This is a genomic window from Crocosphaera chwakensis CCY0110 (assembly GCF_000169335.1).
In the GTDB taxonomy this organism is placed as follows: Bacteria; Cyanobacteriota; Cyanobacteriia; order Cyanobacteriales; family Microcystaceae; genus Crocosphaera; species Crocosphaera chwakensis.
This window is the reverse complement of the sequence record NZ_AAXW01000025.1, coordinates 1-25769: the sequence shown is the minus strand read 5'-3', so window position 1 is coordinate 25769 and position 25769 is coordinate 1. Positions and strand designations below refer to the sequence as shown.

Sequence of the window (25769 nt, the reverse complement as noted above, 5' to 3'; positions counted from 1 at the left end):
TCTTTCGTTACCCTCTCAGCAATTGCCACGAGTCCCCAGAGAAAGATTACTATTGTCATCATACTCATCATCGGTGTTTCCTCTTATATTAACTTTTGTAAATTTACTTAACTACATTTTAACTTCGTGTCCTAATGGTCTGTAGGGAGGATAACCGTATCAGTGTAAATACTGGGCAAGAGCAAAAGTCCATAAATCTCAAAATAGAAGTAATCGTAAGACACAAGTTTTAGATATGTCCTGTCCTTTCTTGCTGAAGAACTAAAGCGAGTTTTTCAGGGATTTTATCTAAATCAGCCAATATTTCAGTTTCTGAGAAAGGAGAAACAAACGTATAACAAGGATCACATTCTCCATCGTCATACACTTGCATCACCCATTTATCAGGTAAATTATTCACTGTAACCTCAACGATATACCACCATCTATCATCAATTTTCCGAGAATTTTCCACCGTAAATAGCTCTTTGTCTTGGTCAGATAATTCCCATTCTTCTGCAATAAATTCAATAGCTTTTCGTTCTGCTTCAACTAGAGAAATCATTACTAATTTTCTACCTCATTGACTTTTTCAACTTCCCAGTGATCAGCGTCTATTTCTCCTAACAAGGCTTGTAGCTTTTCTTGTGCTTCTACAGATGATTTTGCTTTAATACAAAAACAGGCACTAACCACAATTTCATAAAGCTTATCAGGATTGAACTTTTGAATACTGTGTTTCATAGAATTTTTTTAGTATCATAATGCTAAAATGTAAGCAGTAACCAGGAATAGTTTTATTCTAACTTCACTATAAAATAGAAATCTATAAAATAAATCTTAATCTTCTAGGAATGTTTTCATTCTATAATTTCTTAGCTAATAATCCTTTATGTTCTCGGGAAAAATTAAAATTATAATAACTGGTTAAAAGAGCAACTTAAAACCCGAATCAAAAAAATCACCCGACAAAATATATTTTATCGGATGAAATAGAAAAGTATGCTTATTTATTTACCATTTCAACAGATTAAATTGTTCCATATCTGTTGTTTCACGGTTACGATAAATAGTCAAAACAATAGCTAAACCTACTGCTGCCTCTGCTGCTGCCACAGTAATAACAAACACGGTAAAAATTTGACCTTTAATACCAACAGGATCAAGAAAATTAGAAAATCCCATTAAGTTAAGATTAACCGCATTTAACAGCAATTCAATAGACATTAAAACTCGTACCGCATTACGACTAATGACTAAACCATAAATTCCAATACAGAAAAGGGCTGCAGCTAGTAATAAACAGAACTCTAATTGTATTTCCATAACACCTCAATCTTAGACAAAAACTAACAGTAAATTTTCACTTTCTAGGAATTTGGTGATTTAGAAGAAGACAATTGCCTTGATTCTAATTCACTTAAACGTTCAGGTAACTGCAACGAAGTGACTACCCCGTCTTCTGTAGGTAATGTATCAGGAATAAAGTCACGACGAGCTAAAACAATTGCTCCTACCATTGCCATTAATAAGAGAACAGAAGCCAATTCAAACGGTAAGAGAAAATCACTAAAGAAATGTTTACCAATTTCGACAACTGTATTTTCAATTAATCCAGGTGCATTAGTTTCTAAAGACCAAGGGGTAATCAAAACCATAGTCGCTAATAAAGCGAATAGTCCCCCACACACTAAAGCAGTTGCCGATCTTTTGAGCCATCGTCCGGGTAAGTTTGAATAATCTTGTTTTTTATTGACCAACATGATAGCAAACAAGATTAAAACATTCACTGCACCCACATAAATTAATACCTGTGCAGCGGCCACAAAATCAGCATTTAATAAAATATAAATACCTGAAATACTGATAAACACACCACCTAATAAGAAGGCAGAATAAACAATATTTTCCAATAACACCACACCCAAAGCAGCAATGATTACTAAGGCTGCTAAGATGGCAAACGAAATAACTTGAACTCCCTCAGCTAAATTCACGTTAATTGATACTCCTTTTCTTACTTAATCCTTGAGAGCGAATCGTGAATAGTTGATGGAAAATTAATAATTTCTCACCAACTATCCTTAGTTTAGGAAGAGGCTTCTGCTTCTTCAATGATTTCTTCAGGGCGTTTACCCGATCGCTGACTGCCTTCGGGTAAATCATGGGAACTGATCACACCTTTAGGTAAATAGCCTAACTCTCGTAACGGGGTTACCATTGGGTCTTGAGTGACCTTATAAGGTAAACGTCCCAAAGCGACGTTATCGTAATTGAGTTCGTGGCGATCGTAGGCCGCTAATTCATATTCTTCTGTCATGGATAAACAATTGGTAGGACAATATTCCACACAATTACCGCAGAAGATACAAACCCCAAAATCAATACTATAGTGTTTGAGTTCTTTCTTTTTCGCGTCCTTATTAAATTCCCAATCCACCACAGGGAGATTAATGGGGCAGACACGAACACACACTTCACAAGCGATACACTTGTCAAATTCAAAGTGAATTCTACCCCGATATCTTTCTGAGGGGATCAACTTTTCGTAAGGATATTGTACGGTAACGGGACGACGACGCATATGATCGAAGGTTACAGATAACCCTTGACCAATATATTTGGCCGCTTCAACCGTACCTTTTGCGTAATCGCCGACTTGTTTGAGAATGCTAAACATGATGTTTATTCCCTAATATGTTAACAACAGAAATTAACCACCGAATGCCATTGGAAAGGCTAATTTCAAGGCAGCCGTTAATAAGAGATTCACCAGAGAGATAGGTAAGAGGAATTTCCAACCTAAGTCTAATAATTGGTCAATGCGGACACGGGGAACTGTCCACCGCATAAGAACCGCAATAAACACCAAGAAATAGGCTTTTAACACAGTCATGGTAATCCCTAAAGAAGCAGTAATTACCTGTAACCAAGAACTGTCTTCACTCACCCCTAACCATCCGGCTAACTTATCTAAGGGAACGGGAAACTCCCACCCCCCTAAGTATAGGATGGCAAAAACGAGAGCAGATAACACTAAGTTAACGTAGGAGCCTAAATAAAAGAGTGCAAATTTCATCCCAGCGTATTCGGTTTGATACCCGGCTACGATTTCTTCTTCTGCTTCGGGTAAGTCAAAGGGAAGTCTCTCGCATTCAGCTAAAGCAGCGATCCAAAAGATGAAAAAGCCTACCGGTTGTCGCCAAATATTCCAGCCTAGAATGCCATATCCTGACTGTTGTTCGACAATATCGATGGTACTAAGGCTATTGGACATCATGACAATGGCTAAGACAGACAACGCCAAAGGAATTTCATAGCTAATAGATTGAGCAGCAGCCCGTAAACCTCCTAACAGGGAATACTTATTATTAGACGCATATCCCGCCATTAATAAGCCAATAGGGGCAATACTCGATAAAGCGATCCAGAAAAAGATCCCCACATCGAGGTCAGTGATAACAAGATTTTGACCAAAAGGGACAATTAGATAGGATACGAAGACCGGAAGTACCACTAAAACGGGGCCCAAGGTAAATAACCAAGGATCGGCTTTAGCAGGGATAATGTCTTCTTTAAACACTAATTTAATACCGTCTGCCACCGGTTGTAGTACCCCCAAAGGACCAGCATATTCAGGGCCGATGCGTTGTTGAGCTGCAGCCGAAATTTTTCTTTCTAGCCACACAACTACCAATACCCCCACTGTTGCGCCGATAATCATTAAAAAGGAAGGAAAAGGAATCCATAAGGCTTTGGCAGCCCCGCTAGGTATTCCTAACTGGTTCAGAGATTCGATAAAACTTGCTTGTAGGTCGATTCCTGAGTTCATTGTAGTTAAGACAGGTTATAAGTTCATATCCTTATGTTCATTGCTTAGTATATCGCTGTCTGTAGAATCGGTTGGTCAGTTTTAGGTTAATTCCTGAAATTCTGTCTTGAGTATTACGCTAGTGCTAGGGTTTTTTGATTTAACTATTGCGCTAGAGAAAGAGTGACTCAAGGATACTGGTTGTAAAGATTTAGAAAAAATTTTAGATTTCTATATCTGGTGTAGTAGTACAGGCTAATTAGTCATTTTACAAAAGTTAAAGCCCTATATATGGTGCTAATTCCTAAACTCCCCATTACGCATAGGGTTGACTACACCGATAGACAGTAGCTTAATTTTCAAAAATGTCATATTATTAATTAAGCGATTCACCCTATGTCTGAAGTTAACTGTATTATAATGCAGAAAGAAACAGCATGACAGAGGGAAATGTTGTGAGATTTAAGTTTAAAACGAAAAAAATAGAGTTACTTTATACCGAGGAAAAAAATGCTCACAAATATCCCGATGTTGTGGACAAATTCTTTGACATTATGTCAGTTATTGAAGCAGCAGAAAGCGAACAAGACTTATATGCTTTAAAAGGACTGAGGTTTGAAAAATTATCAGGAATAAGAGGAAAAGAGAGACAACGCTCTTTACGTTTAAACAATCAATGGCGTTTAATTGTGGTAATTGAAAAAGATGATCAAGGAAAGTATATTTTGATTATTGATATAGTAGATTACCATTAATAGAGGGAGAAGTATGGGTAACAATTTAAAAGCGGCACGAGTTAGTCCACCTGGACGAATTCTTAAACGAGAATTAGATGCTCGTGGATGGACTCAAAAAGATTTGGCAAATATTATGAATCGTCCTCCTCAAGTGATTAACGAAATCATTAAAGGAACGAAACAAATTACACCAGAAACGGCAATAGAATTATCGAAAGCATTCGGAACATCAGCAAAATTCTGGCAAAACTTAGAAGCTAATTATCAGCTTTTTTTAGCAAAAAAGCAAAAAGACGACTCTGATATTCAGCGTCGGAGTCGTTTATATACTATTGCTCCTGTTGCTGAATTAATTAAACGTCAATGGATTAAACCCACTGACTCTTTAGATGAATTAGAACAAGAAATTTGTGATTTTTTAGGAATTAATGACCCTTCACAAGAACCAATTTTAGGTGCTAATTTTCGTCATAACTATAACTTAAATCCTAAATACATATCTCTAGTTGCTTGGAAAAAAAGAGTTGAATTTTTAGTTAAAGAATATCAAATTGCCGACTTTGGTCTTGAAGAGTTCAAACAAGCAATTTCTAGTATTCTTGCTTGTGCAGAAAAAGAAGAAACGATTGCTAAAATTCCAAATATATTAGAAGAGTTAGGAATTTATTTTATTATTGTTCCTCATCTTAATAAAACCTATCTTGATGGATCAGCATTTTACGTTAACAATCATCCTGTGATTGCACTTACATTAAGATACAATCGCATTGATTCTTTTTGGTTTACTTTGATCCACGAAATTGGACATATTTTTGCAGGACATCAAGGAATTTATTTGGATGATTTAACAAAACTAGAAAATAATCAAGAAGAATTAGAAGCAAATACACTAGCTAAAAATTGGCTAATCGATTCTGACGCTTTTGAAACATTTGTTAGAGAAAATAAATCTAAATTTTCAGGAAAAGCAATTACTGATTTTGCTAAAAGTCAACAAAGACATCCTGGAATAATATTAGGTCGACTTCAGGATGAAAAATTAGTTGATTATAAAAATTTACGTAAATATTTAGTTAAAGTTAGTCCTTATTTGACTAATTGGATAGATAATTAATTAAAATATTAATTTAACTATTGAAACTATGAAGACTATAAACACTACTGCACCTGATACTATTTGCAAGTTCTAATTTATTGTTTATAATTAATTCTAAGGATTAATTAATAAAAATGACTTCAATTATTTATAAATGGTCGATAGATGAATGGCACCAACTGGTTAACTCTGGAATCTTATACTAGATCCGCTTTAGATAGTATAGTATTAACTTTCGGAGCAGGGAGCAGGGAGCAGGGAGTGGGGAGAAAAAACGTTACTCTACTAAAATAAGCGGATTTGGTATTATTACTGAATATTTATAAGGAAACATTACGTCTCAAGCCTTTCCTAAGATTAAGATTGACTTAAAAAAATTGTTACTTTACTAATTTTGAGCATCTTTATTATTAAATACTAACTTCTTCTATTTCATCGATTATTGAGAATAAATTACTGTTTTCTTCTGTTTCATTCAAATTTATTATGTCGGAGAAAAATAACTGGTAATATGGGCAATTATCTTCACAAGTTTTACGATGAGGAAAATCAAGATTACTTTGATGATAATCTAATAAATAATTATCTAAATCACTTAATAAGTTTTCTAATTCTAGAGTTGTTTGATGATGTAACTGTTGATTATATTCAAATCTTAAAAATTGAGGTTCATGGGGTATTTTAACAAACCAATAAGTCATAGAAATTTGTTCAGGAAAATAATCAGAAGTTTCTGCTAACAGATATAAGTATAATTTAGTTTGCCAATTATTTTCTAATTTTTTCTTATTTTGAGGTTTTAAATAAGTTTTCCAGTCTAAAATCTCTGCTTGATTTTCATTAATAATAAGTAAATCATAAATGACACTTAATAAATAATTTCCCTTCTCTAAAGCACGATAATGTTCTGCTTCTGTCCAAGACTCAGCATTAAGATTATGTTGTTCATTAACGCCTTGTAATAAAGCTTCAATGATATTTTTTAAGTTTGGATTAACTTCTAAAATTGAATCTAGAGGTAACTTTAAAAAATATTGCTGCATTAATTGATGAAATTGATTACCCCAGAGTAAATTATCTTGAACTTCTGGACTAACAGGTGAACCTAACTGTTCTAAGTAAAGGCGTTGAAATTGAGGAGGACACAGTTCTAAAAGATTTAATTGAGCTTGAGAGAGACGAATTAAAGATTGATTATGAGAATTATCAATATCATTCATAAAAAAATAGGGATCAACTACCGTTGACCCCTATAAGATATCAAATTTTGTGGTCACTTTTTACTGTTCAATTAAGGAATTAACTGAACAGGGAAACCTTGATCCCGTAGAACATCAGCCGTTCCTCGTCCAGGTTGATAGTTGTAACCCCATTGACCGTTATCGTGGAGAATTTGAGGGGTTAATAAGACAATAACCTCAGTACGTTGAGACGTATCCGTTTGACTTCTAAATAAAGCCCCAAGCAAAGGAATATCTCCCAATAAAGGAACTTTACTGGTAGTAGACTGATCCGATTCACTAATAATGCCCGATAGGATTAAAGTCTGACCATCCCTAAGACGAATTAAACCTGAACTCAATTCTCGACGGTTTAAAAGGAAGAGGTTATTCGTACCTCCATCAGCTCCAGCATCAAAGGCTTGAACATCCCCGACGGCAGCAATGGTGGGACTAACGGTGAGATTAATATAACCGTTATCATCAATTTTATCGACGTTAATGGCTAAAGTTAACCCTGCATCTTGTAAAACTGGGGTTGTTGTCCGTACACCACTGAGGGGGTCAACTTGAGTGGTGATGTTTTCAATCACCTTTTGAGTTAATTTTACTGTTGCTTCTTGTCCTTCTTGAACCACGAGAGTTGGATCAGTCAAAATCTTAGCGTTACCACTTTGGATATTGGTTTCAATTTGGGCTAAGAAGCGTCTAGGAAATTGGAAGAAACTAGGAAGACCTGCCTCGGCTGTTGCGATGCTTCCGGGAGTGACGGTGGTGGTAATAATTCCGTCCTCAACGGTTCTCTCAAACGTATCTGGTTCGCCGGGGGTAATATCAGTAATCCCCGCAAGAGTAGGGTCCATAGAAACACCAGCCACCCGTCCAAAAAATTGTGCATCGCTAGACAGACGAATTAAGTTTCCTGCATCGTCGAGAAACAGAGTTCCGCCCCCTTGTCCTGGAGCAATAATAGAGCGATCAAAATCAATAAAGGTATTACCGTCGAGTAAGGGGTTATTAATGACAGGGGGATCAATCACCCGACTCGGCCCATTGTTGATATCGTCACCGCTAGCAGGGCTAAAGCCCCCAAATCTTAGCACTGCAGCCCCATCGTCTTGAACAATAAAGGCATCCCCAGAACCAAAGGAAAAATTACTACTAAAGGATTGATCGTTAGTTAGGGTGACATCAACTACCTTGACGTTAACGGCCACTTGACGACGACGGGCATCCATTTGAGTCAAGAGGGATGTGGCCACTTGGACATCACGGGGTTCTCCTACTAAAGTGACAGTATTGAGACGATCATCAGAAGAAACGGTTAACCCCTTAAGTAACATCGCACCGGTTGACCCCTCGTCGGCTTCGGAGGTCAAAGATTCGAGGGTACTAGGCAGTTCTCTACGTCCTACCACCCTTTGAGTTAAGGGATCGATAATGTCTTCGGTTTGAGTCACTAAGCGCTGAAATTCCGCCCCTTGGGAGGCTAAAAATACCCCTGCGTTAGCGGATTTTACTTGGTTAAGGCGCAGGGTACGACTGACTAAGTTACGGGCTGCTTGAGGCAAGCGAGAACCAACAAATACGGTGCGGCCTCGACGGTTAGCTTGTAGTCCCGAAATCATCAACACCGAGTTAAAGACATCTTCGACGGGTTCATTTTCTAAATCTAAAGATACCGTCGGTTCCGTTGCGGTTTGTCCCTGTGCTTGACCTTGGCCACCCCCAGGGGTATCAGTAAATACCAAATTGACTCCAGCAAAACGGGCTAATACCGCTAGAACTTCTCTGGCCGGCGCTTCTCTAAGTACCAGTCGTGGCACAATAGCACTACTACCTAAATCGATTTCAGATGCTCCTGCATTGATATTAGAGATAGCCATATCTCCCACCGGTGGAGCGATCGCCCGTGGCAATGTAGGGGCTACGGGCATGGTGGGTTGTAAGCTATCGGGAATAGAACTCCCGTTAGACTTGATGATAACTTCAGGGTTAGGAACTAGCACTTCTGACTCGCTCATCGGGCCAGAAGGGGGGTTAGGGGTAGGAGCTTGATAGATTTGTTCTGAAGGTGGGGAATACGTGGGAGGAGCAGGGGAATAGTTAGGAATTTGAGCGATAAAGGGATCAGTTGATTGCTCCTCAGACCATTCTGAAGCCATAACAGAGACTTGCTTATTATCGCTTTTTGTGTCTAACTCTGGTAGCTTAGCACTAACTTTTTCAAACAGGAACTGGGTTTGAGGAAAACTCTCGTTTTTTTGCTCTGGTTTCTCTTTGCCGATTTCCCGATAATCCATCTTGTCTAAGAAAGATTTAGACGATTCTGATGCCATTATAGGTTCATGGCAGAAGAGCATTAACAACACTCCACTGATTATAAGCGGATCATGATACTGTTTCACGGTTCACTCCTTGTTTACACACAACACACACACACAATGTCCACTAAGGTATTAGGAACTATTTTAATGATTTCAGATGAGGATTATTGTCCTTCTGTTGGTTCCTCTCCTTCAGGAGTTTCTCCTTCAGGGGTTTCTCCTTCAGGAGTTAATTTTGCTGCTTCCTCTGGACTTAAGGGTAAGATAGCATCTAAAGTAAAACTGGTTTCTAAAGAATCGTTGCCTTGGCTGTTTGCTTGTCCTGTGACAACCGTTTGCCCTCCTTGTTGTTTTACGTTAACAATGTCAATGATAAATTGTTGTTCGGCTAAATTAGATTGAAGTCCTTGAATGACTAACAAGGGTTGTAGCCGTTCTAAATCTCTGAGAAGACTTTGAGTTGAGCCAAAATCCCCCCTAACGGTTAAATTAAACTGCTGCCGTTTGAGACGACCATTTACTCCTTCTCCCAGGGAGCCATCATTAACCACTGTAATGTTTCCATTGGGTTGAAAACTCACTAATTCGGCTTGGTGTTTTTGAACTAATTGATTAATATCAAACAGAAGGGTTTTGAGGCTCTCTTCGCTAGAAAACAAGGATAATACTTGGCTTCTTAAGGCTTCTGACTCTCTCAATTTTTGCTCAGCATCTAACATTTTTTTGCTGAGTTCTCCTGATTCTTGCTGCTCAACTTGAGCTAATTTCTCAGCTTCGGTAGCTCTGAGTTGAGTATAGTTATCGTAGGCTGGTTTAACAAACGTCAATGCGACATAGACGGAACCCACTAATCCCAATAATCCTAAGCCAATGCCACTGACTTGTGGGGTAAAGGTTATGCCAAAGGCCGTCGGATAATTACTACCAAGGTCATCAAAATCTATATCGGTTTGTGTACTGGTAAATTCTTCTGAGAAGGTCATGGTTTAAGCACTCCTTTATTTTCAAGGGTTCTAATGCGATTAACAAGACCAGTCGCCCCACTACGAGCAAATTCTTGAAGTAACTCCGACGACGGACGATCGCTAATGGCTGTGGTAATGGTATATTTAACCCCTTGAGGAAACTCAATTTCTACATTTTCAGGGGCATTATTGGTTTCTATAGGAAAGTCTTCTAAAGTGGCTGTCTCAATCATTGTTTGTTCTGCCTTGAGCAAAGGAGAACTTTGTAAGGTCAAGACAAAGTCATTGAGGTCGTCATAACCCATGGCATAACCCCCAATGGTCACTCCAGTATCCGTTTGCACAATAGACCCGACTTGAACATTGGCAGGAATTTGCGTTTCAATTTCTCTCAAAATAGCTGACCAAGGGCGAATTTGATTAAACACAGTGACTAAAGATTGAACTTCTTGGTTATTTTGCTCGACTTTGGCATTAATTTCTTCAATACTTTGGTTCTGTGAGTTTAATTGTCCTAGTTGAGTGTCTAATTGTTGAATTCTTTGTTCGGTTGAAGAAGATAACTGATTCAATAGCAACAATGAACTGGCAGTGATAGCAGGTAATACGACCATTACTGCACCCCCAATTATCAAAGGTAATTGTTCTTTTAACGATGGGCCACCACGAGTTTGGTTGACTAGGGTTGTTTTGCTACTGGTTTCAAGATGACGATCTTTAAGGAAATTAACATCTAAACTATACATGGACTACACCTCCCGTAATCCTAAACCTAACACTGTTCCAAGGGCTGGCCGTTGAACGGCAGGAATGTCCTTATCCATTTCTAAGGATAAGGCAGCAATGGGGTCAATTTGCATAGTCGGTAAACTAAGACGATGGGTAAAATATTCGTCTAACTGTACTAACCCCCCTCCTGGCCCTGCTAATAATAATTGAACCACTTCTAGTTCTTCACTTTGGTTTAAGTAAAAGTTAATAGAACGGCGTAACTCGTCGGTTAATTCTCCTAATACTCGCATTAATGCGGTCATTCCGGGGTTAACGGCTGTTCCTTGGGTGGTTAAACTATCAAACTGGGTCACAGGAATAGTCATTCCTTGAAGAATCTCTGGATTACGAGAAGGGGGTAAATTCATGGCCCGTGAGAGAGCATTTTGCATCTGAAACGTTCCAATTGGAACGGTTCGAGAAAATTGGGGAACCCCATCGACTACAATAGCAATCTCTGTGCTATCGAATTCCACATCTACTAATACAGCAGCTTCTCTTGACCCAAATTGTCGCAATTGTTCTCGAATGGTACGAATCACAGAAAAACTATTGATCTCTAAGACATCAATTTGTAATCCTGCTTGACCAAAAGTATCCATATAAGAGTCTGTAACTTCCCGTCTGGTAGCTACGAGCAGAACTTGTACTTTTTCGATCCCATCTTCGTCTTCAAAGAAGCCTAATTTTTGGTAATCTAGATCGACTTCTTCTCTGGGATAAGGTAAGTACAAAGCAGCCTCATGGTTTAAGACCATATCCCGCAATTCTGCTTCATCTAGTTCGGCGGGAACAGGAATAATGCGAATAATGGCTTCTCGCATGGGGACTGCTGTGGCAATTCGTTTGGTTTTGATTTTGTTCTCAGTTAAGAACTCCTGAATCAGTTCAGCTAATCCTGGAGAGTCAACAATTTTTCCCTCTTCAAAAATGCCTTCAGGTATTTCAGCAGTACAAAACTTTGCTATTTTATAGCCTTGACCATGTTTGGCGAGTTTGGCTAGATTCAATCTTTCAGAGGTGATTTCTAAACCTACCCCATCAGATTTACCTCCGAATAAACCCCCAATGGTCTCTTGGATACGGCTTAACATATCTTTAACTAAATGGAACTTGATCTATTCTTTAGTGGACAATGTTGGCAACCAATGTTGATCGAGATCACATTTATCTGGTTCCCGTTCTAATGTAACTTAAATTTTCCTGACATCCCACGGACTTAACGTTTTGTTGTATGAAATAGAGGAAAACTCTGATAATAATGGTTAATTCGTTGTATAACTCATTCGGTTAAGTCAATACACTCGGAGAAAATTCGGTAAGGATAAAGAGTATCAGGGTTACAACCAGGTAGAAACTGACCGCAAAGCTTGAGGAATAGGAGTATCTACATCAAACTCTAATAAGGTTTCTGAGTCTCCTAAATATCCTGACTCAGCAAAGGATAACAACATACGACATAATGCCACCCAAACCACGGCATCAAATTCCCAATCTTGTCCTCTTCTTGAATAACAACTAATGGATTTTAATGCCCAAAAATAACTATTTCTTACTATTGATCCGCCTTTTTTATAGTGAGGTAAATCTTCTTGATTAATATATAAAAGATCATCTTCTAAGTAAACTCTCATGCTCAAAATACACCAGATAAGTTCTTAGTACAAAGCAGAATAATTATTTATTGAGGTATTCTTTCAGCATTATAAGGATCATATTGATTACTGACAAAATTTTACGAAAAAATTCGCTGTATTACTTACGAAATCCTAATAAGTCTAAATTTTTCATCAAGCTATTTTCATACATTTAGTTTTAATTTTTATTTTACTCTGTTAATCCATGTTTTAAGGCGAAACGCACTAATTCTGTACGACTATTTGTCCCTGTTTTACTAAACAAACGACTGACATATTTTTCTACATTTCTCACACTTGTCTCTAAACGGGCTGCGATTTCTTTATTCATTAAACCTTCTGCAACCAAGTCTAAAACGCTTTGTTCTCTAGGGGTTAAATCAATTTTTATCGGTGGTGGTGTAGTGATTAAAGTGTTTTGTTGCTGTCCTAGTTGTTGTTTTAATTCTCGAATTTCTTGGGCAATTTCTTCTAATTTTACTGAGTCAGTAGCGGTTTTCTCATTTGTTTTGCGCCGTTCTAATAAATTCTTGACAATTGCTTCTAATTCTTCGGGATCAAACGGTTTGGGTAAATAAGCATCACAACCAGAATGATAACCTTTAATGCGATCAGAAGTCATTCCCCTAGCGGTTAGGAAAATAACAGGAATTCCTTCAAATCTAGAGTCATTTCTTAACTTTTCTAAAAACTCATAGCCATCTACTTCTGGCATCATAATATCAGAAATAATTACATCAGGAATTGTCTTTTCTAGCACTTGCCAAGCATCCGTTGCATTACTTGCAACTTTAACTGTTAAATCTCCACTATATTCTAAATAAGCTTGTACCGATTCTCTAATACTCGGTTCATCATCTACTAATAATATTGTTGCAGAATCACTCATGATTTTAGTTTATCTATTCTAATTTGAACTGTCATCTACAGAAACCGCATTCACCTCTATTGTCTGACCTTCTGGAGAATCTTCTACGGTCACTTGATTGGAGTTTTGTAATCTTTCAACTACCATTGAAAATAACTCTGTTATTAATAATGTTAGTAACACGAAATCATCAATTTGTCCAGCAATAGGAAAGATATCGGGAGAAATATCAAAGGGACTGACAAAATAAACTAACGTTCCTAAAATTACCAGCCAACCATATTGAGGATGACGAATCACTCTACGATACCAATCATAAACAAATTGTAAAGGAAATTTCATTATATAATTATTAATAGGTGTTGTTAGATCATTAAACTACTATTTACAGTTTAGCTTAAATAATTTGTAATCAGTTAGGTACGGATAACCGATATTATATAGATTTTGAACAACTTCTAAATTATTCATAGTTGATTTTAGTAGTTTTATTTATTGTAGAGATGTTTTATTAAACACCTCTACGGAAAGATTAAACCGACAATAATTCTTGTTCCTCTTCTGAAGAATCATCATTAAGCAAACCAATTAATAAAGAAGCAGGAGGTTCCTTATAAGGCCAAGCGAACGCATGACGAAACGCTGCATCTTGACAAGCTTGCAACTGATGAAAATCGATCACATCTTGAGTCAAAAGATTTTCAAATTCAAACGGTAAACGAACATTATGAAGCCCTGCATTATCCGTACAAATAGCTATATCAACCCCGGCATCAAAACAGCGATCAAACACTGTTTTTAACTGGTATAAATCCTCTAAGGTTCCTGTTTTTAAATAAGTGGTAGGACAAACTTCTAAACATTGATTAGCTTCAGCGAGTTCGGGTAATAGTTCAGGATGCTTTAAAGGAATTTGGATACCATGACCAATCCGCATTAAATAGGGTAACAATTCAGGATAACAACCATCAGGGGTTTCATAAACATGGCCAGTGGTTTTTAATCCGAGCGATCGCGCATATTTATACAGATCAATAAACTCATCTAATCGTTCCCCATAGTGAGAATCTCCCCCGGCTACATCAATAGCACAGACATAATCTCTCATGTGTGCAGCTAAATCAACGATCGCCTTATTGACTTCATAGGGTAAACGAGAGTGCATACAAAGAATTTGACTAATAATAATCGGATATTCTTTGACTTGACTAGCCTTACCAACTATCTCGACAATATTAGTCATCGCCTCAATTCTTTGAGACTGATTAAGATGTTCTGGAGTCCGAAGATAAGGGGTATAACGTAATTCTAAATAAGCCAAATTTTCAAAAATATAAGCTCCACGAATTAAACGATAAATGAAGTAGGGAAGGGTTTGTTCAGTTTGTACACTTTCGACTAAAGTATGGAGTTCTAAATATTCATCCAGGGTGTTTCGTTTGCGCGTATAAAATTCTTCAAAACTAGGGTATTCAGGAAACCGTTGCGCCATGTCTGGGTTATGACGCTTGAAATATCGCCAAAGAATGCGAGGAACCACAGAACCTCCGAGATGACGATGTAAGTCCGCGTAAAGTGCCACAAAAACCTCCTGGTGCTGTATATTAAGATTTATTTTATAGCGATTATCCAGGGAATGTTACAAATTAGGAAACATGAAGGACAAACTTTAATTCCCTTGATAAACTAACTCATAGAAGAAAAACCTTTAAATTTTGACCATAAGCTTAAAATAGTCTTAAAGATTAATGATCTCTGTCTATATTCTGACCTATAACGAACAAGTCGATATTGCCGAGTGTATTGAGTCGGTAATTGCTTTATCGGATGATGTGATTGTGATTGATTCTTATAGTAGCGATCGCACCACAGAAATCGCTTCTCGTTACCCTGTAAAAATTGTTCAACACGAATTTGAAAGTCACGGAAAACAACGGACTTGGATGCTAAAAAACATCCCAACGAAACATCCATGGGTCTATATTTTAGAAGCGGATGAACGCATGACCCCAGAATTATTTGCTGAATGTGTAGCAGTCAGTCAAAGCAAAGAAGCGATTGGCTATTATGTAGCAGAACGGGTTATCTTTATGGGTCAATGGATTCGTCATAGTACCCAATATCCTCGTTATCAAATGCGTTTATTTGAAAAAGGTCAAGTCTGGTTTGGAGATTATGGCCACACCGAACGAGAAATTTACACTGGACCCGTGGGTTTTCTTAAAGAAACCTATCCCCATTATACTTGTGGGAAAGGGTTAAGCCGTTGGATTGAAAAACATAATCGTTATTCTACCGATGAAGCGAAAGAAACTCTCTATCAATTAGAACAAGGGGGTATTAATTGGAAAAAATTATTTTTTGGTTCAACAGAAGTTGAACGTAGACGAGCCTTAAAAGATTTATCGTTAAGACTGCCTTTGCGTCCCCTTGTTCGTTGGTTTTATATGTATTTTATTTTAGGGGGAATTTTAGACGGCAAAGCAGGGTTTGCTTGGTGTACTTTACAAGCGTTTTATGAATATTTAATCCTCTTAAAAGTGGATGAGTTAAGAGAAACTAATTTAGAATCTCCTTACCCTAATTCTCTCAAATATCCAGATCCTGAAGAACCCGCTAACCCTTTATGCTAAACCGTCTTGTTAGTAAATAAAGAATGCTAGTAACAAAACACCTTTTTATATTCAATAACAGCGATCGCTCAATTCTGACTTTGGACTGTGCTAAAACTCCCTAAGCGCAAGAGATCGTTATATCACTACCGAATTTTGCTAACTAATTCATTAAAAGGTTGCCAATTATTTTCATTAGCGATCGCTTCCCATACTGATTCAATTTGAGGTCTCAGCAAAGGTACTTTACTATTAAATTCATTCATCTGTTTAATTATCTCATCGATCTCATCAGGAGAAATTTTACGAAGGGTTTGGTAATACAGTTTTCGCCAATTTTTCCAATGAATTTCGGGTAAATTGCTATTTTCTAAGATAGTAGATTCATCTTCCCACCAACCTTGATTAATTTGGGTCATTATCTCAATAAAAAATTGATGATAAGGAAATTGACTCTTTTTCAAAGCATCGATAGTTACTTCAACTAATTCATTCCCGTTTTCAATTAACCCAGATAGTCCCAATTTTTTCAACATTTCTTGAGTATACGCACTTTGATAGTAATCATCAAAATTATTTAAAGCGGTTTCTAAACTTCCAGGAGAAATAATTGTCATTAACGGTAACTGTAACATCTCCAAATTAACTCGAACAATTAAAGGTTGATTTTTATAAGCATAACGCTTCCCATAATCAAAATAAGCAGCCGTAAAATTAGGATCATAGGTAGGAATAAAAGCATAAGGACCGTAATCAAAACTTTCCCCTGTGATGGACATATTATCAGTATTCAATACCCCATGACAAAACCCTGCTGCCATCCACTGTGCTGTTAATTGAGCATGACGTTTCACTAATTCTTGATAAAATAAACTGTAACAATCCGATGAATGTAAATCAATTTCTGAATAATAAATATTAATTACAAAATCTAATAATTTCTTGATTAAATCTGGTCGTTTAATATAGTATAAACGCTCGAATGTTCCAAAGCGAATATGAGAACGACTCATACGAATCATAACAGACGAACGAGTAGGGGACGGTTCATCTCCTCGCCATAATGCTTCCCCAGTTTCTACTAAACTTAAACATCGGGAGGTTTTTACACCAATTCTGTGTAAAGTTTCGGCCGCAAGGACTTCTCTAACCCCTCCCTTTAAGGTTAATTTCCCGTCACCACCCCGCGAATACGGAGTCTGTCCAGACCCTTTTGTGCCAAAATCATATAATTCTCCGTCAACCCCTCTAACTTGTCCATAAAGGAACCCTCTACCGTCTCCTAGAAAGGGGTTATATTCTCCAAATTGATAACCATGATATCTTAAGGCTAAAAAGGGTCTGACTCCTTTAAATTTGCCAAACGCTTCAATAAAATGGTTGTCATTTACACAATTGGATGATAACCCTAATTTGGGTAATAAATTGTCATTACGAAACCTTAAAATATGTTGAGGAAATTCTGCAGCTGGTACTTGATCATAGTAGTCTTCTCCTAAATTCTCTAAAGCAGGTTCATAATTAAGATTAAGAAAAGGATTATCTCCGTTTAAAGTCATAGAATTGGTTTCAGTTTTCAGTGATCAGTTATTACTATTTTAATTTTACCTTTATCTTGATTTATCATCTAATTTTATCAGTTATATTTCATAATTCCCTGAGTATTATTGAGAATAACATTGGTTAAATCTGCATTGGTTAAATCTGCATCAGTTAAATTGGTATTTGTTAAATCAGCACCAATTAATTTTGCTTTCACTAAACTAACCCCTTTTAAGTTAGCATTTTTCAAATTAGCTGCGATTAATTTAGCACGGTTAAGGTTACTGTATTGCAAATTTGCACCAGATAAATTGGCACCGATCAAATTAATATTTTCTAAGTTAAGTTTCTGTAAGTTCATGTTAGAAAGTTCTGCTTGTTGAAAGTTTCTTTCTCCTAATTGATAGCGTTGTAATAATTCTGCTGCTTCTGTAATCATTATTTCTCTTTGTTGAGGATGACTATAAGTTAAGGTGAATTTATCTTTTTGTTTGAGAACATTTTCTAACTCTTGATACAGAGAATAATTACCAATTCCACTGATGGTTAACCATCCTCGTGATCGCGTCATGGCTACAAATAATTGATTACGAAATAATAGGTTATTTTCTACTTTAGCAATTTGATCTAATCCCACAATATAAACCATATCCGCTTCTTGTCCTTTTGTACGATGAATACGAGAAATAGTTACGCCTCCTTCATACCAAAATTGATTAGGATTATTATCATTTTCTTGGCTTAAATTATTACAAGTTTTACTACCTGGAATATAAATATCAATTCCTTGTCGAATGAGAAAATTAGCTATGGTTTGTTGTAATCTAAAGGACTCAAAATAATTCCCTAAAACTAAAACTAAAATTTCTTGGCTTGGTCGTAATCCGTCTCGACGCAAATTACTGTGAATATTCTGAAATAAAGCACTAATCTCTTGTTGTCTCGATAAGTATTTATTAAAATCAATCAATGATTTTTTCCAGGCTTTAGGTAAAGGATGAGGTGAATTTTCTAACGGTCTAGTAATAGTTATATTTTGTCCTTCTTTTAACTCTCCTTCAATTTCGTAACCTAATTTTTTCCAGTCTTTTTTGTCCGCGATGCCTGTTAATATTCCTTGAGAACGTAACCATCCCATTACCATAGCATGAGCAGCTATAATGATCAAATGAGGTGTACGATAACAACAGGACATTATTTCTGTTTTGTTAATACCATTATCATATTTTCCTGTAACAATATTACCGAATTTTTCTCCAAATATTTCACTCGAATTAGGAACTTTTAAATTCCCTAAACTTTGTAATTCGTCATAAGTCCAGATCAATCTTTTTTGTTGAGTATTAACAGTATCAACAGGACGTAATGCTTGATAAGCTAACCAATAAAAAGGCTGTTTTCCTTGGTAAAGCCAGTTTTTAACCATAAAATCTTGCCCCTCATCAATCAAAATAGCATCAAAAATCTGAGGAATAGCTATTTGATTTAAAAGATTAAAACACACTTCTCCTAATGCTTCTGATGGTTCTTGAAAAGTTGTTTGATCAACTCCTAGAGGAACCACCCCAGTCACTTGACATAAAAAGCGATAAAATCCTAATTGTTCTCTAGAACCCCAACCATGAAACACTTGTAATTGTTGATTATTTTTATCATAGGTTTGTTGTTGATGCGTAAAATATCTAACCCATTGATCAATTTGTTGTATAATTTCTTCATAAAGACTGCGAGAAAAAAAAATAACAGCAATTTTCCATTGAGGATATTTTAAGTGCATTATTGCTGCTTTTTGACATAATAAAACAGTTTTTCCTGAACCTGCAATCCCTCGTATTCTTTGAAATCCAGAAGGTATTTGTTTAGCAGTTTTTTCCTGCTGTAAATCAAATTGATGAAGATGATTTCTGAGTTTTTGTAATATCTTTCCTTTACTCTTATCTTGACTCAAAACTGGATGGAATTTTCGACGTAAAATAGGAGTTCCTGATAAAATATTTAATAGCAAATTCCATTGATAGTTATTGATTTTTTTTCCTTTAATAATAGGTGGCGTTTTGAAGATAATTGTATCAATAGTTTCTAATGAAAGCAGATGCTCTTGAAAAAGAATAGGAGGATTACTAGCCAATTTATGAAATCCTCTGATTTGCCATTGTTTGGAGGTAATAAACGGTAAAGCAATTAATACTTTTGCTGTAATTTGATTACCTAAGCTAGGTTCTTGTTGTAAATATTCTAATAAAGAAAATAATTGAGCTTCTGCTTGTTTATAAGGACTAGCTGAAGGGGTATAAAAGTTTCGATAATTCCAATTATGTCCTTCAATACTAACAATTTGATCAATGAGTAAAGATTTAACTTCAATAATAATTAATCCCAAGTTAAAATCTGCAATTAAAATATCAGCTTCTTTACGATTTTTTTTCTTGATTCCAAAAATAGGGTAACGCCAGTAAATGAGACATTTTCTCTGGTCAAAAAGTTGTTTTATTTTCTCCCATACAATTATTTCTCCCTTTTCTCCTCTATATTTAAAAGATTCAGTTGTGATAAACATTGTATTAATAATTATCAATGAACCCCTGAATGATAACTGACCTAAGTTCCTCCTTGCCAACGAGTGATAGGAATACAGTCAATATTCAATTGATCCAAAGTACGAGCTACCACAAAATCTACCAAATCTTCTATGGTTTGGGGTTGATGATACCAAGCAGGAATAGCAGGAACAATTCTTACCCCTGCTTCTGCTAACGCAGTTAAATTGCGGAGATGAATTAAACTAAAGGGAGTTTCACGGGGAACCACCACCAAGGGACGACCTTCTTTAATTTGGACATCAGCAGCCCTTTCTAAGAGGTCGGAACTTAACCCATTGGCTAATTTAGCCACCGTACTCATACTACAGGGCATAATAATCATCCCTAAAGTCCGAAAAGAACCACTAGCAATGGTTGCTCCTACATCGGCCCAACGATGACACCGTAATTTTCCCTTTAGGGGGACTCCTGCTTGTTCTCGCCAAAATTCCTCTTGTAAATCGGGTTCAGCCGGCATTTTTACATTTTGTTCTGCTTTCCAGACCATGTAAGTTGCCCTCGAAGCCACTACGTCAATCTCATAGTCAGCTTCCAAGAGAAACTTTAAGGCACGAACAGTATAAATTAAACCAGATGCCCCACTGATGCCTAAAATTAACGGTTTGGTCACTAAATCAGTCCTTCTAATTCAAGATCCTCGATCATTTGCATTCCTCTGGGATCGCCTACTCGCAATAAAGCAGTTTTGGCATCTTCTTTTACACTGTAGTCTTCATCCTCTACCAATGCTTCAATTAAAGCATCAATAGCAGTGGCATAAACTACGTTTGAGGGTAGTTCACGACATAATTGCCCAATAGCCCAAGCACAGTTTCCTCTGACTGCGGACACTGAGTCTCGTCTTAATCCTTCAATGAGAGGAGCCATAGCTGCGATCGCATGGTCATATTCTAGTTTAGCAATTTGTGCTAAGCTACTAGCTGCCCAAAGACGTACGGCAGAAATATCCGTTCTTAGGGCATGGATTAGTGGTTGAACACTTGCGCGATCGCTGCCATTACCCAAAGCCCAGACAATTCCTTTGCGAACATATCCGTTCCATTCTCGCCCCAGCAGGTCGATTAAAGCTGTCACCGCTTCAGAACTGGTATTTCTGCCTAAAGCATAAGCCGTACTAACTCTGACTAAAGGGCAAATATCGTCTAAAAGTTTAATTAATGGGGCAATGGCTCTAGGGTCTTTTAGTTCGCAAAAAGCTCTTGCTGCCAACATTCGCTGTGATGGGTCTTCATCACTCAATTTTGGCAGCATTTCCTCAGGATCGGGACTAGGATCGTTTGTATCCACAGATTCTAGGCGATCCAAAGGGTCATCAAATTGATCTACACTCTCAATTACGCTGAGGTCTTTGTCACTTTGCATAGTTGTTAGAATAGCCTATTCCTAACTATTTAATCAGGTTTCTTGTCTCTTGTCTTATTCTGTCGCTAATGAGACAAGGCCTATTGTGTCAAATGGCTTTATTTTGATAAGTTAATCTATATCATTCTCTGGGATTATCTAGATAAATACGAGTCGGAGAAGAGGGAACTGCCTGACTTGAAGAGTAATAGGCAATGGCCGATATGGGCAGTGTGAGGGTTAGCATAGCGATCGCTATTCCCATAAGGTGAGTCCATCTGTGGGCAGGAGGTTCAGAGACCTTCCCTGACGGGCTACTAGATTCCATAAAATGATTGTTTTGATTTACTGTTAAAGGATATAGAGAGAAACTTAATAAAATTCCTCTTCTCTATTGTACTAATTTTTTTAAGAGATTAACAGATAATATTATGGTACTTAACAATAAAAAACCGCCACTGAAGTGTAGGCGGTCGCAATAAGCAATCGGAGGGTGATAATTGACCAACAGTCACAGCAGGCTCCATCGTCTCACCGTCAGTCCAGTGCGGTCTTGGTGGTTTCCGTCGAGGAGCAACTGGCGAACCCGAAGGGCGGAGTAATCTGTGACTTTATGTCTTAATGTGAGTTTATGGTAAGCCAAAAAATTTTGATGTAACCAATTTAACGGAGTCGTAGATTTTTCTTAATTAATCAATTATCTCAGAAGTAAATGCTAATAGATTGTTTATATAACTCAGATATTCCCTTTCCCAGGGTTTCCATGAATAAGCTGAGCGACAATGATGAATCCATAAAATGCCCCATAATTTTTCCTTGACTAAAAGAGGCATTAGGGTAAGACATTTAAGGGATAATTGCTTAAAACAAGTGAGTGTTTCGTCACATAAGTCAATTTCTTGGGAAAAATCGAGTGTTATAGTTTCTCCTTTTTCGTAGGTAGATTGATAATCTGTTAATAAAGTTATTTTGTCCCATTTTAACGTTGTCACCGAGGGGTAACCAGGGGCAATAGCCTCGGCCATCAATTTTCCATCTCCACGATAAATACCGACCCGTTCTGCATTAATTAGAGTTTGTAATTGTTCTAAACACTCTTGAAAAATCGATTTAAGGTGACCAGACTCTTGCCACCGACGGGTTATTTGAGTTCCCAGATGTTGCCATTGTTGCTGTTTAGCCAATTTTGTTTTTAAAGCTGCGGACTCTCTTAGAGCTTGACAGGTCAACAGTAGATGATTAACCCGTTGTGACAAAACAGACCAAAAAATTGGTTTAGTAATATAGTCCGTTGCTCCTGCCAAAAAAGCTTGATCAATTGAATCTTGGTCATCGAGAGCGGTAATCATCAAAATGGGAAGAGAAATATTACCCTTAAGAGAACGCAGTTTTTGACAGCAGGTAAATCCGTCCATCTCTGGCATGATTGCATCTAATAGAACCATATCAGGCTGATGACGACTATATTCTTCGAGACATTGCTGACCATTTTTGGCTTCGATAACTTGATAGCCTTCTTCTTCCATGGCTATCTTTAAGAGACTTCTCATAGTGCGGTCATCGTCGACAATTAGGACTAAGCAATCTTCGTGTTTAAAAGTTGGGTGCTTCACGATTTAGTGATAAGAGGATAACTTATTTATCAAAGGATGATTATTCAGTTCTTTTTGCAGACTGTGGCAAACCCGATCATACTCAACTTTGAGTTTTAAGATTTTTTGCTCTGTCCCTTCGAGAGTTCTCCGACGGGCAATTGTTTCGATTTCCTCACACAATTGACAGAGGGTGGTCGCTCCTAAATTGCCACTTGGCGATCGCAGAGCATGGGCTGCCTGGCGTAGTTTCTCAGGATCTCCAACCTCTATGGCTTCTTTCATCGCATTGAGGCGTAGGGGAGCATCTTCGAGATATCCCATAATAATATCATTCATTCGTTGTCCTGCCATGTTGCGTAATTCGTTCAAAATTTTGTCATCAACTGCCCCAGATTTTGCCCTAGGTTTACAGCGACTTAGTGCTTGTTTTAGTTCTTCAATGCGTATTGGTTTGGCAATGTAATCATCCATTCCTGCAACTAAACATTTTTCGCGATCGCCGGGTGTTGATTCTGCGGTCATGGCAATAATTCGAGGACGTTCTTCAGCCGATAGGGTTCGACAAATGTGATGAGTTGTTGTTAAACCGTCCATTTCAGGCATTCGCACATCCATTAAAATAAGATCATAAGAGCGAGTTTTTAGGGCTTCTAATACTTCTTGTCCATTACTCACCATATCTGCCCAATAACCCAGTTTTTCTAATAATAGATGGATAACTTCTTGATTAACGACCACATCTTCAGCCACTAAAATTCGTAAGGGAATTGTTTGTGCCAGTAATGATTCTTCTAAAGATTGATCGGATTGTGATTTGGTGATTTTGATAGGATTCCCTGCAAAAATCTGCATCAAACTATAGTAAAGTTGGGACTGTTGCACGGGTTTAATTAAAACGGCTGCAAATTCTTCTTTACTGTTTTGAGCAGACATTTCTGCTCTGGTGATAGAACTCAGCATTACTAAGGGTAACCCCTTGCAGTTCGGTTGTTGACGAATTTGACGAGCTAAGTTTACCCCATCCATATTAGGCATATTCATATCTAAAATAGCCACATCAAAGGTAATTCCCCGTCGCAGCCATTCTAGGGCTTTTTCCCCGGAGTCTACGGCACAGGTAAACATTCCCCAAGATTGTGCCTGATTGGTTAAAATCTTTTGATTAGTAAGGTTATCGTCAATAATTAACATTCGCTTACCCATTAACTCCCGTTCTCCTTCTTGAGATGTGGCGGGAGAAGAACTAGGAGCAGCTAAGGTCTGAATGGTAAAGTTAAACGTTGAACCTTTGCCTTCTGTACTATGAACCCACATATTACCCCCCATCAGTTCACTTAATCCTTTGCTAATGGCTAATCCTAGACCGGTTCCTCCATATTTTCGGGTGGTAGAAGCGTCTACTTGACTAAAGGGTTGAAATAGCCGATTACAGCGATCTGAGGGAATACCAATCCCTGTATCTTTGACAGCAAAACGGAGTTCATATCTAGAGTTTTGTTTGCTATCTTGTCGGCTTTTTATTGGTGTGGCATTGACATAAATAACCACTTCTCCTTTTTTGGTAAATTTGACAGCGTTACCAATTAGATTGGCTAAAATTTGTTTTAATCGGGTACTGTCTCCTATAATCGCACTAGGCGTGTTGGATTCGATCAAATAAGCGAGTTCTAAATTCTTTTTTGAAGCTTGGGAAACAAATAAACGTAATACCTCTTCGATACAAGGTCCTAATTCAAAAGGTTGTTCTTCTAACTCTAATTTTTGTGCTTCAATTTTGGAAAAATCGAGAATATTATTGATCATCGTCAGCAGGTTTTCCCCACTATTACGGATAATACTGACAAATTCTTTTTGTTGATCATTTAATTGGGTATCTAGTAGTAACCCTGTCATTCCTGTGACGGCGTTTAAGGGGGTACGAATTTCATGACCTATCATGGCTAAAAATTCACTTTTCGCTCGATTAAGCTCTTCTAGAGCTTGTTCTGAAGCTTTTTGTTGAGCCATTTTTGTCTGTAAGTCTTGAAGGTCTTGAAAATATTGACCTAAAGTAGCAATTAATATTTCTAATTGATGCAGTTCGTCCCGTTGTGTTAATGTTGGGCGTTTATCCTGGGGTAATAAAGATTGGGTTTTATTAACTAATTTTCCTAGGGGAAGTTGTACTTCTCGCCTAAACATGACAAACATGATTAGGATTAAAATACCACTGACAATTAATGAGGCGATTAAAATTTTGCCGGCTGACCTCAGATTACTTTCTTGTGTGGGTTGTAGGGTATAAGCTAGACGAACTTCTCCTAAAGATTGTCCAGATTCTATAATAGGTTGGCGTATTTCTCTAATTTGAGGCTCTTGGAGAAATTTTTGTAATTGTGTTTCTACTTTTCCTTGTTTTAAATCGGAAAAGATCATGGAATCTGCAAAATTTTCCTGATTAAAAAAGCTAGTGACCGCTTGTCCTTTTTCATTGATCACTAAGCTGTATATTAAGTCATTACTGACACTGGATTGCCTCATTAGTCGTTCTAAAGTAAAGTCGTCCAGTTTTAGTTGGGATTCTTGATAAATAATACGAATTTCTTTACTTAAATCCTCTATCCTAGTTTTTAAGTTTTCCACCCGTTGATAATATCGCCAGCGAACTTGAATCACGCCAAATAATAAC

Annotated in this window: 25 protein-coding genes; 3 read left to right on the top strand and 22 right to left on the bottom strand. The window is 37.3% G+C overall.

All coding sequences use genetic code 11. From position 1 onward, the window contains the following. Positions 1-229 precede the first annotated feature (229 nt). The 6 genes from CY0110_RS15780 to nuoH all read right to left on the bottom strand — a co-directional run bounded on the left by CY0110_RS15780 (position 230) and on the right by nuoH (position 3811). Complete coding sequence (locus CY0110_RS15780) at positions 230-544, bottom strand: hypothetical protein (protein ID WP_008276480.1); 315 nt, start codon at positions 542-544, stop codon at positions 230-232. Positions 545-546: 2 nt separating this feature from the next. Continuing rightward, positions 547-723: a hypothetical protein gene (locus CY0110_RS30430; protein ID WP_008276479.1), complete on the bottom strand. Its 177-nt coding sequence runs from the start codon at positions 721-723 to the stop codon at positions 547-549. A 270-nt stretch (positions 724-993) separates the two neighbouring features. Then, on the bottom strand, positions 994-1299 hold the full coding sequence (nuoK, locus tag CY0110_RS15775; protein WP_198019428.1) for an NADH-quinone oxidoreductase subunit NuoK: 306 nt from the start codon (positions 1297-1299) through the stop codon (positions 994-996). A 50-nt stretch (positions 1300-1349) separates the two neighbouring features. Next, a complete protein-coding gene (locus CY0110_RS15770; protein ID WP_008276477.1) occupies positions 1350-1976 on the bottom strand; it encodes an NADH-quinone oxidoreductase subunit J in 627 nt (208 codons plus the stop codon). A gap of 92 nt (positions 1977-2068) precedes the next feature. After that, positions 2069-2659: an NAD(P)H-quinone oxidoreductase subunit I gene (gene ndhI, locus CY0110_RS15765; RefSeq protein WP_008276476.1), complete on the bottom strand. Its 591-nt coding sequence runs from the start codon at positions 2657-2659 to the stop codon at positions 2069-2071. A 33-nt stretch (positions 2660-2692) separates the two neighbouring features. Beyond that, the gene (nuoH, locus tag CY0110_RS15760) at positions 2693-3811 is read right to left on the bottom strand and encodes an NADH-quinone oxidoreductase subunit NuoH (protein ID WP_008276475.1); all 1119 of its coding nucleotides are present in this window, start codon (positions 3809-3811) and stop codon (positions 2693-2695) included. A 434-nt stretch (positions 3812-4245) separates the two neighbouring features. Here nuoH and CY0110_RS15755 point away from each other — a divergent pair, with 434 nt between their 5' ends. Continuing rightward, positions 4246-4545, top strand: coding sequence for a type II toxin-antitoxin system RelE/ParE family toxin (locus tag CY0110_RS15755; protein ID WP_035799635.1), 300 nt, complete (start codon positions 4246-4248; stop codon positions 4543-4545). A gap of 13 nt (positions 4546-4558) precedes the next feature. Then, a complete protein-coding gene (locus CY0110_RS15750) occupies positions 4559-5641 on the top strand; it encodes a HigA family addiction module antitoxin (protein WP_008276473.1) in 1083 nt (360 codons plus the stop codon). 392 nt (positions 5642-6033) lie between these two features. Here CY0110_RS15750 and CY0110_RS15745 read toward each other — a convergent pair whose 3' ends face one another. The 9 genes from CY0110_RS15745 to CY0110_RS15705 all read right to left on the bottom strand — a co-directional run bounded on the left by CY0110_RS15745 (position 6034) and on the right by CY0110_RS15705 (position 14993). Continuing rightward, complete coding sequence (locus CY0110_RS15745; RefSeq protein ID WP_008276472.1) at positions 6034-6843, bottom strand: PD-(D/E)XK nuclease family protein; 810 nt, start codon at positions 6841-6843, stop codon at positions 6034-6036. 71 nt (positions 6844-6914) lie between these two features. Then, positions 6915-9206 carry a secretin N-terminal domain-containing protein gene (locus tag CY0110_RS15740; RefSeq protein ID WP_050780005.1) on the bottom strand — a complete coding sequence of 764 codons (2292 nt, stop codon included), beginning with the start codon at positions 9204-9206 and terminating at the stop codon, positions 6915-6917. A 128-nt stretch (positions 9207-9334) separates the two neighbouring features. Continuing rightward, positions 9335-10153 (bottom strand): hypothetical protein, encoded by an 819-nt coding sequence (locus CY0110_RS15735; protein ID WP_008276470.1) that lies wholly within the window; start codon positions 10151-10153, stop codon positions 9335-9337. Further along, positions 10150-10881 carry a PilN domain-containing protein gene (locus CY0110_RS15730; protein ID WP_008276469.1) on the bottom strand — a complete coding sequence of 244 codons (732 nt, stop codon included), beginning with the start codon at positions 10879-10881 and terminating at the stop codon, positions 10150-10152. Before CY0110_RS15730 ends, CY0110_RS15735 begins: the two co-directional genes overlap by 4 nt. Positions 10882-10884: 3 nt before the next feature. Continuing rightward, positions 10885-12000, bottom strand: coding sequence for a type IV pilus assembly protein PilM (gene pilM / locus CY0110_RS15725; RefSeq protein WP_008276468.1), 1116 nt, complete (start codon positions 11998-12000; stop codon positions 10885-10887). Between the two features lie 246 nt (positions 12001-12246). Continuing rightward, positions 12247-12540 (bottom strand): hypothetical protein, encoded by a 294-nt coding sequence (locus tag CY0110_RS15720; protein ID WP_008276467.1) that lies wholly within the window; start codon positions 12538-12540, stop codon positions 12247-12249. A gap of 193 nt (positions 12541-12733) precedes the next feature. Continuing rightward, positions 12734-13432, bottom strand: a complete 699-nt coding sequence (locus CY0110_RS15715) for a response regulator transcription factor (RefSeq protein WP_008276466.1) — start codon at positions 13430-13432, stop codon at positions 12734-12736. Between the two features lie 18 nt (positions 13433-13450). Next, a complete protein-coding gene (locus CY0110_RS15710; RefSeq protein ID WP_008276465.1) occupies positions 13451-13753 on the bottom strand; it encodes a YkvA family protein in 303 nt (100 codons plus the stop codon). Between the two features lie 190 nt (positions 13754-13943). Further along, positions 13944-14993: an adenosine deaminase gene (locus tag CY0110_RS15705; protein WP_008276464.1), complete on the bottom strand. Its 1050-nt coding sequence runs from the start codon at positions 14991-14993 to the stop codon at positions 13944-13946. 166 nt (positions 14994-15159) lie between these two features. Between CY0110_RS15705 and CY0110_RS15700 the strand changes: the two genes are divergently transcribed. Further along, the gene (locus CY0110_RS15700; protein WP_008276463.1) at positions 15160-16044 is read left to right on the top strand and encodes a glycosyltransferase family 2 protein; all 885 of its coding nucleotides are present in this window, start codon (positions 15160-15162) and stop codon (positions 16042-16044) included. Positions 16045-16169: 125 nt separating this feature from the next. On the opposite strand, the gene CY0110_RS15695 is transcribed toward CY0110_RS15700, so the two are convergent. The 7 genes from CY0110_RS15695 to CY0110_RS15670 all read right to left on the bottom strand — a co-directional run. Continuing rightward, on the bottom strand, positions 16170-17582 hold the full coding sequence (locus tag CY0110_RS15695) for a protein adenylyltransferase SelO (protein ID WP_008276462.1): 1413 nt from the start codon (positions 17580-17582) through the stop codon (positions 16170-16172). Between the two features lie 77 nt (positions 17583-17659). Continuing rightward, complete coding sequence (locus CY0110_RS15690; RefSeq protein WP_008276461.1) at positions 17660-20122, bottom strand: pentapeptide repeat-containing protein; 2463 nt, start codon at positions 20120-20122, stop codon at positions 17660-17662. Between the two features lie 41 nt (positions 20123-20163). Further along, positions 20164-20775: a flavin prenyltransferase UbiX gene (locus tag CY0110_RS15685; protein ID WP_008276460.1), complete on the bottom strand. Its 612-nt coding sequence runs from the start codon at positions 20773-20775 to the stop codon at positions 20164-20166. After that, a complete protein-coding gene (locus CY0110_RS15680) occupies positions 20775-21527 on the bottom strand; it encodes a HEAT repeat domain-containing protein (RefSeq protein WP_008276459.1) in 753 nt (250 codons plus the stop codon). The genes CY0110_RS15685 and CY0110_RS15680 overlap by 1 nt, the downstream gene beginning before the upstream one ends. Positions 21528-21648: 121 nt before the next feature. After that, positions 21649-21834: a hypothetical protein gene (locus CY0110_RS28655; RefSeq protein ID WP_071943848.1), complete on the bottom strand. Its 186-nt coding sequence runs from the start codon at positions 21832-21834 to the stop codon at positions 21649-21651. A gap of 361 nt (positions 21835-22195) precedes the next feature. Continuing rightward, a complete protein-coding gene (locus tag CY0110_RS15675; RefSeq protein WP_035799619.1) occupies positions 22196-23119 on the bottom strand; it encodes a response regulator in 924 nt (307 codons plus the stop codon). Between the two features lie 3 nt (positions 23120-23122). Then, on the bottom strand, positions 23123-25769 hold a 2647-nt coding region (locus CY0110_RS15670), incomplete at its 5' end, for a response regulator (protein WP_008276456.1).

Bases quoted from the DNA above. Each gene is read 5' to 3' on its own strand.
- CY0110_RS15780 (WP_008276480.1), bottom strand. From the start codon at position 544: ATGATTTCTCTAGTTGAAGCAGAACGAAAAGCTATTGAATTTATTGCA.
- CY0110_RS30430 (WP_008276479.1), bottom strand. From the start codon at position 723: ATGAAACACAGTATTCAAAAGTTCAATCCTGATAAGCTTTATGAAATT.
- ndhI (WP_008276476.1), bottom strand. From the start codon at position 2,659: ATGTTTAGCATTCTCAAACAAGTCGGCGATTACGCAAAAGGTACGGTT.
- nuoH (WP_008276475.1), bottom strand. From the start codon at position 3,811: ATGAACTCAGGAATCGACCTACAAGCAAGTTTTATCGAATCTCTGAAC.
- CY0110_RS15750 (WP_008276473.1), top strand. From the start codon at position 4,559: ATGGGTAACAATTTAAAAGCGGCACGAGTTAGTCCACCTGGACGAATT.
- CY0110_RS15745 (WP_008276472.1), bottom strand. From the start codon at position 6,843: ATGAATGATATTGATAATTCTCATAATCAATCTTTAATTCGTCTCTCT.
- CY0110_RS15740 (WP_050780005.1), bottom strand. From the start codon at position 9,206: ATGCTCTTCTGCCATGAACCTATAATGGCATCAGAATCGTCTAAATCT.
- CY0110_RS15735 (WP_008276470.1), bottom strand. From the start codon at position 10,153: ATGACCTTCTCAGAAGAATTTACCAGTACACAAACCGATATAGATTTT.
- CY0110_RS15730 (WP_008276469.1), bottom strand. From the start codon at position 10,881: ATGTATAGTTTAGATGTTAATTTCCTTAAAGATCGTCATCTTGAAACC.
- pilM (WP_008276468.1), bottom strand. From the start codon at position 12,000: ATGTTAAGCCGTATCCAAGAGACCATTGGGGGTTTATTCGGAGGTAAA.
- CY0110_RS15720 (WP_008276467.1), bottom strand. From the start codon at position 12,540: ATGAGAGTTTACTTAGAAGATGATCTTTTATATATTAATCAAGAAGAT.
- CY0110_RS15715 (WP_008276466.1), bottom strand. From the start codon at position 13,432: ATGAGTGATTCTGCAACAATATTATTAGTAGATGATGAACCGAGTATT.
- CY0110_RS15710 (WP_008276465.1), bottom strand. From the start codon at position 13,753: ATGAAATTTCCTTTACAATTTGTTTATGATTGGTATCGTAGAGTGATT.
- CY0110_RS15700 (WP_008276463.1), top strand. From the start codon at position 15,160: ATGATCTCTGTCTATATTCTGACCTATAACGAACAAGTCGATATTGCC.
- CY0110_RS15695 (WP_008276462.1), bottom strand. From the start codon at position 17,582: ATGACTTTAAACGGAGATAATCCTTTTCTTAATCTTAATTATGAACCT.
- CY0110_RS15690 (WP_008276461.1), bottom strand. From the start codon at position 20,122: ATGTTTATCACAACTGAATCTTTTAAATATAGAGGAGAAAAGGGAGAA.
- CY0110_RS15680 (WP_008276459.1), bottom strand. From the start codon at position 21,527: ATGCAAAGTGACAAAGACCTCAGCGTAATTGAGAGTGTAGATCAATTT.
- CY0110_RS28655 (WP_071943848.1), bottom strand. From the start codon at position 21,834: ATGGAATCTAGTAGCCCGTCAGGGAAGGTCTCTGAACCTCCTGCCCAC.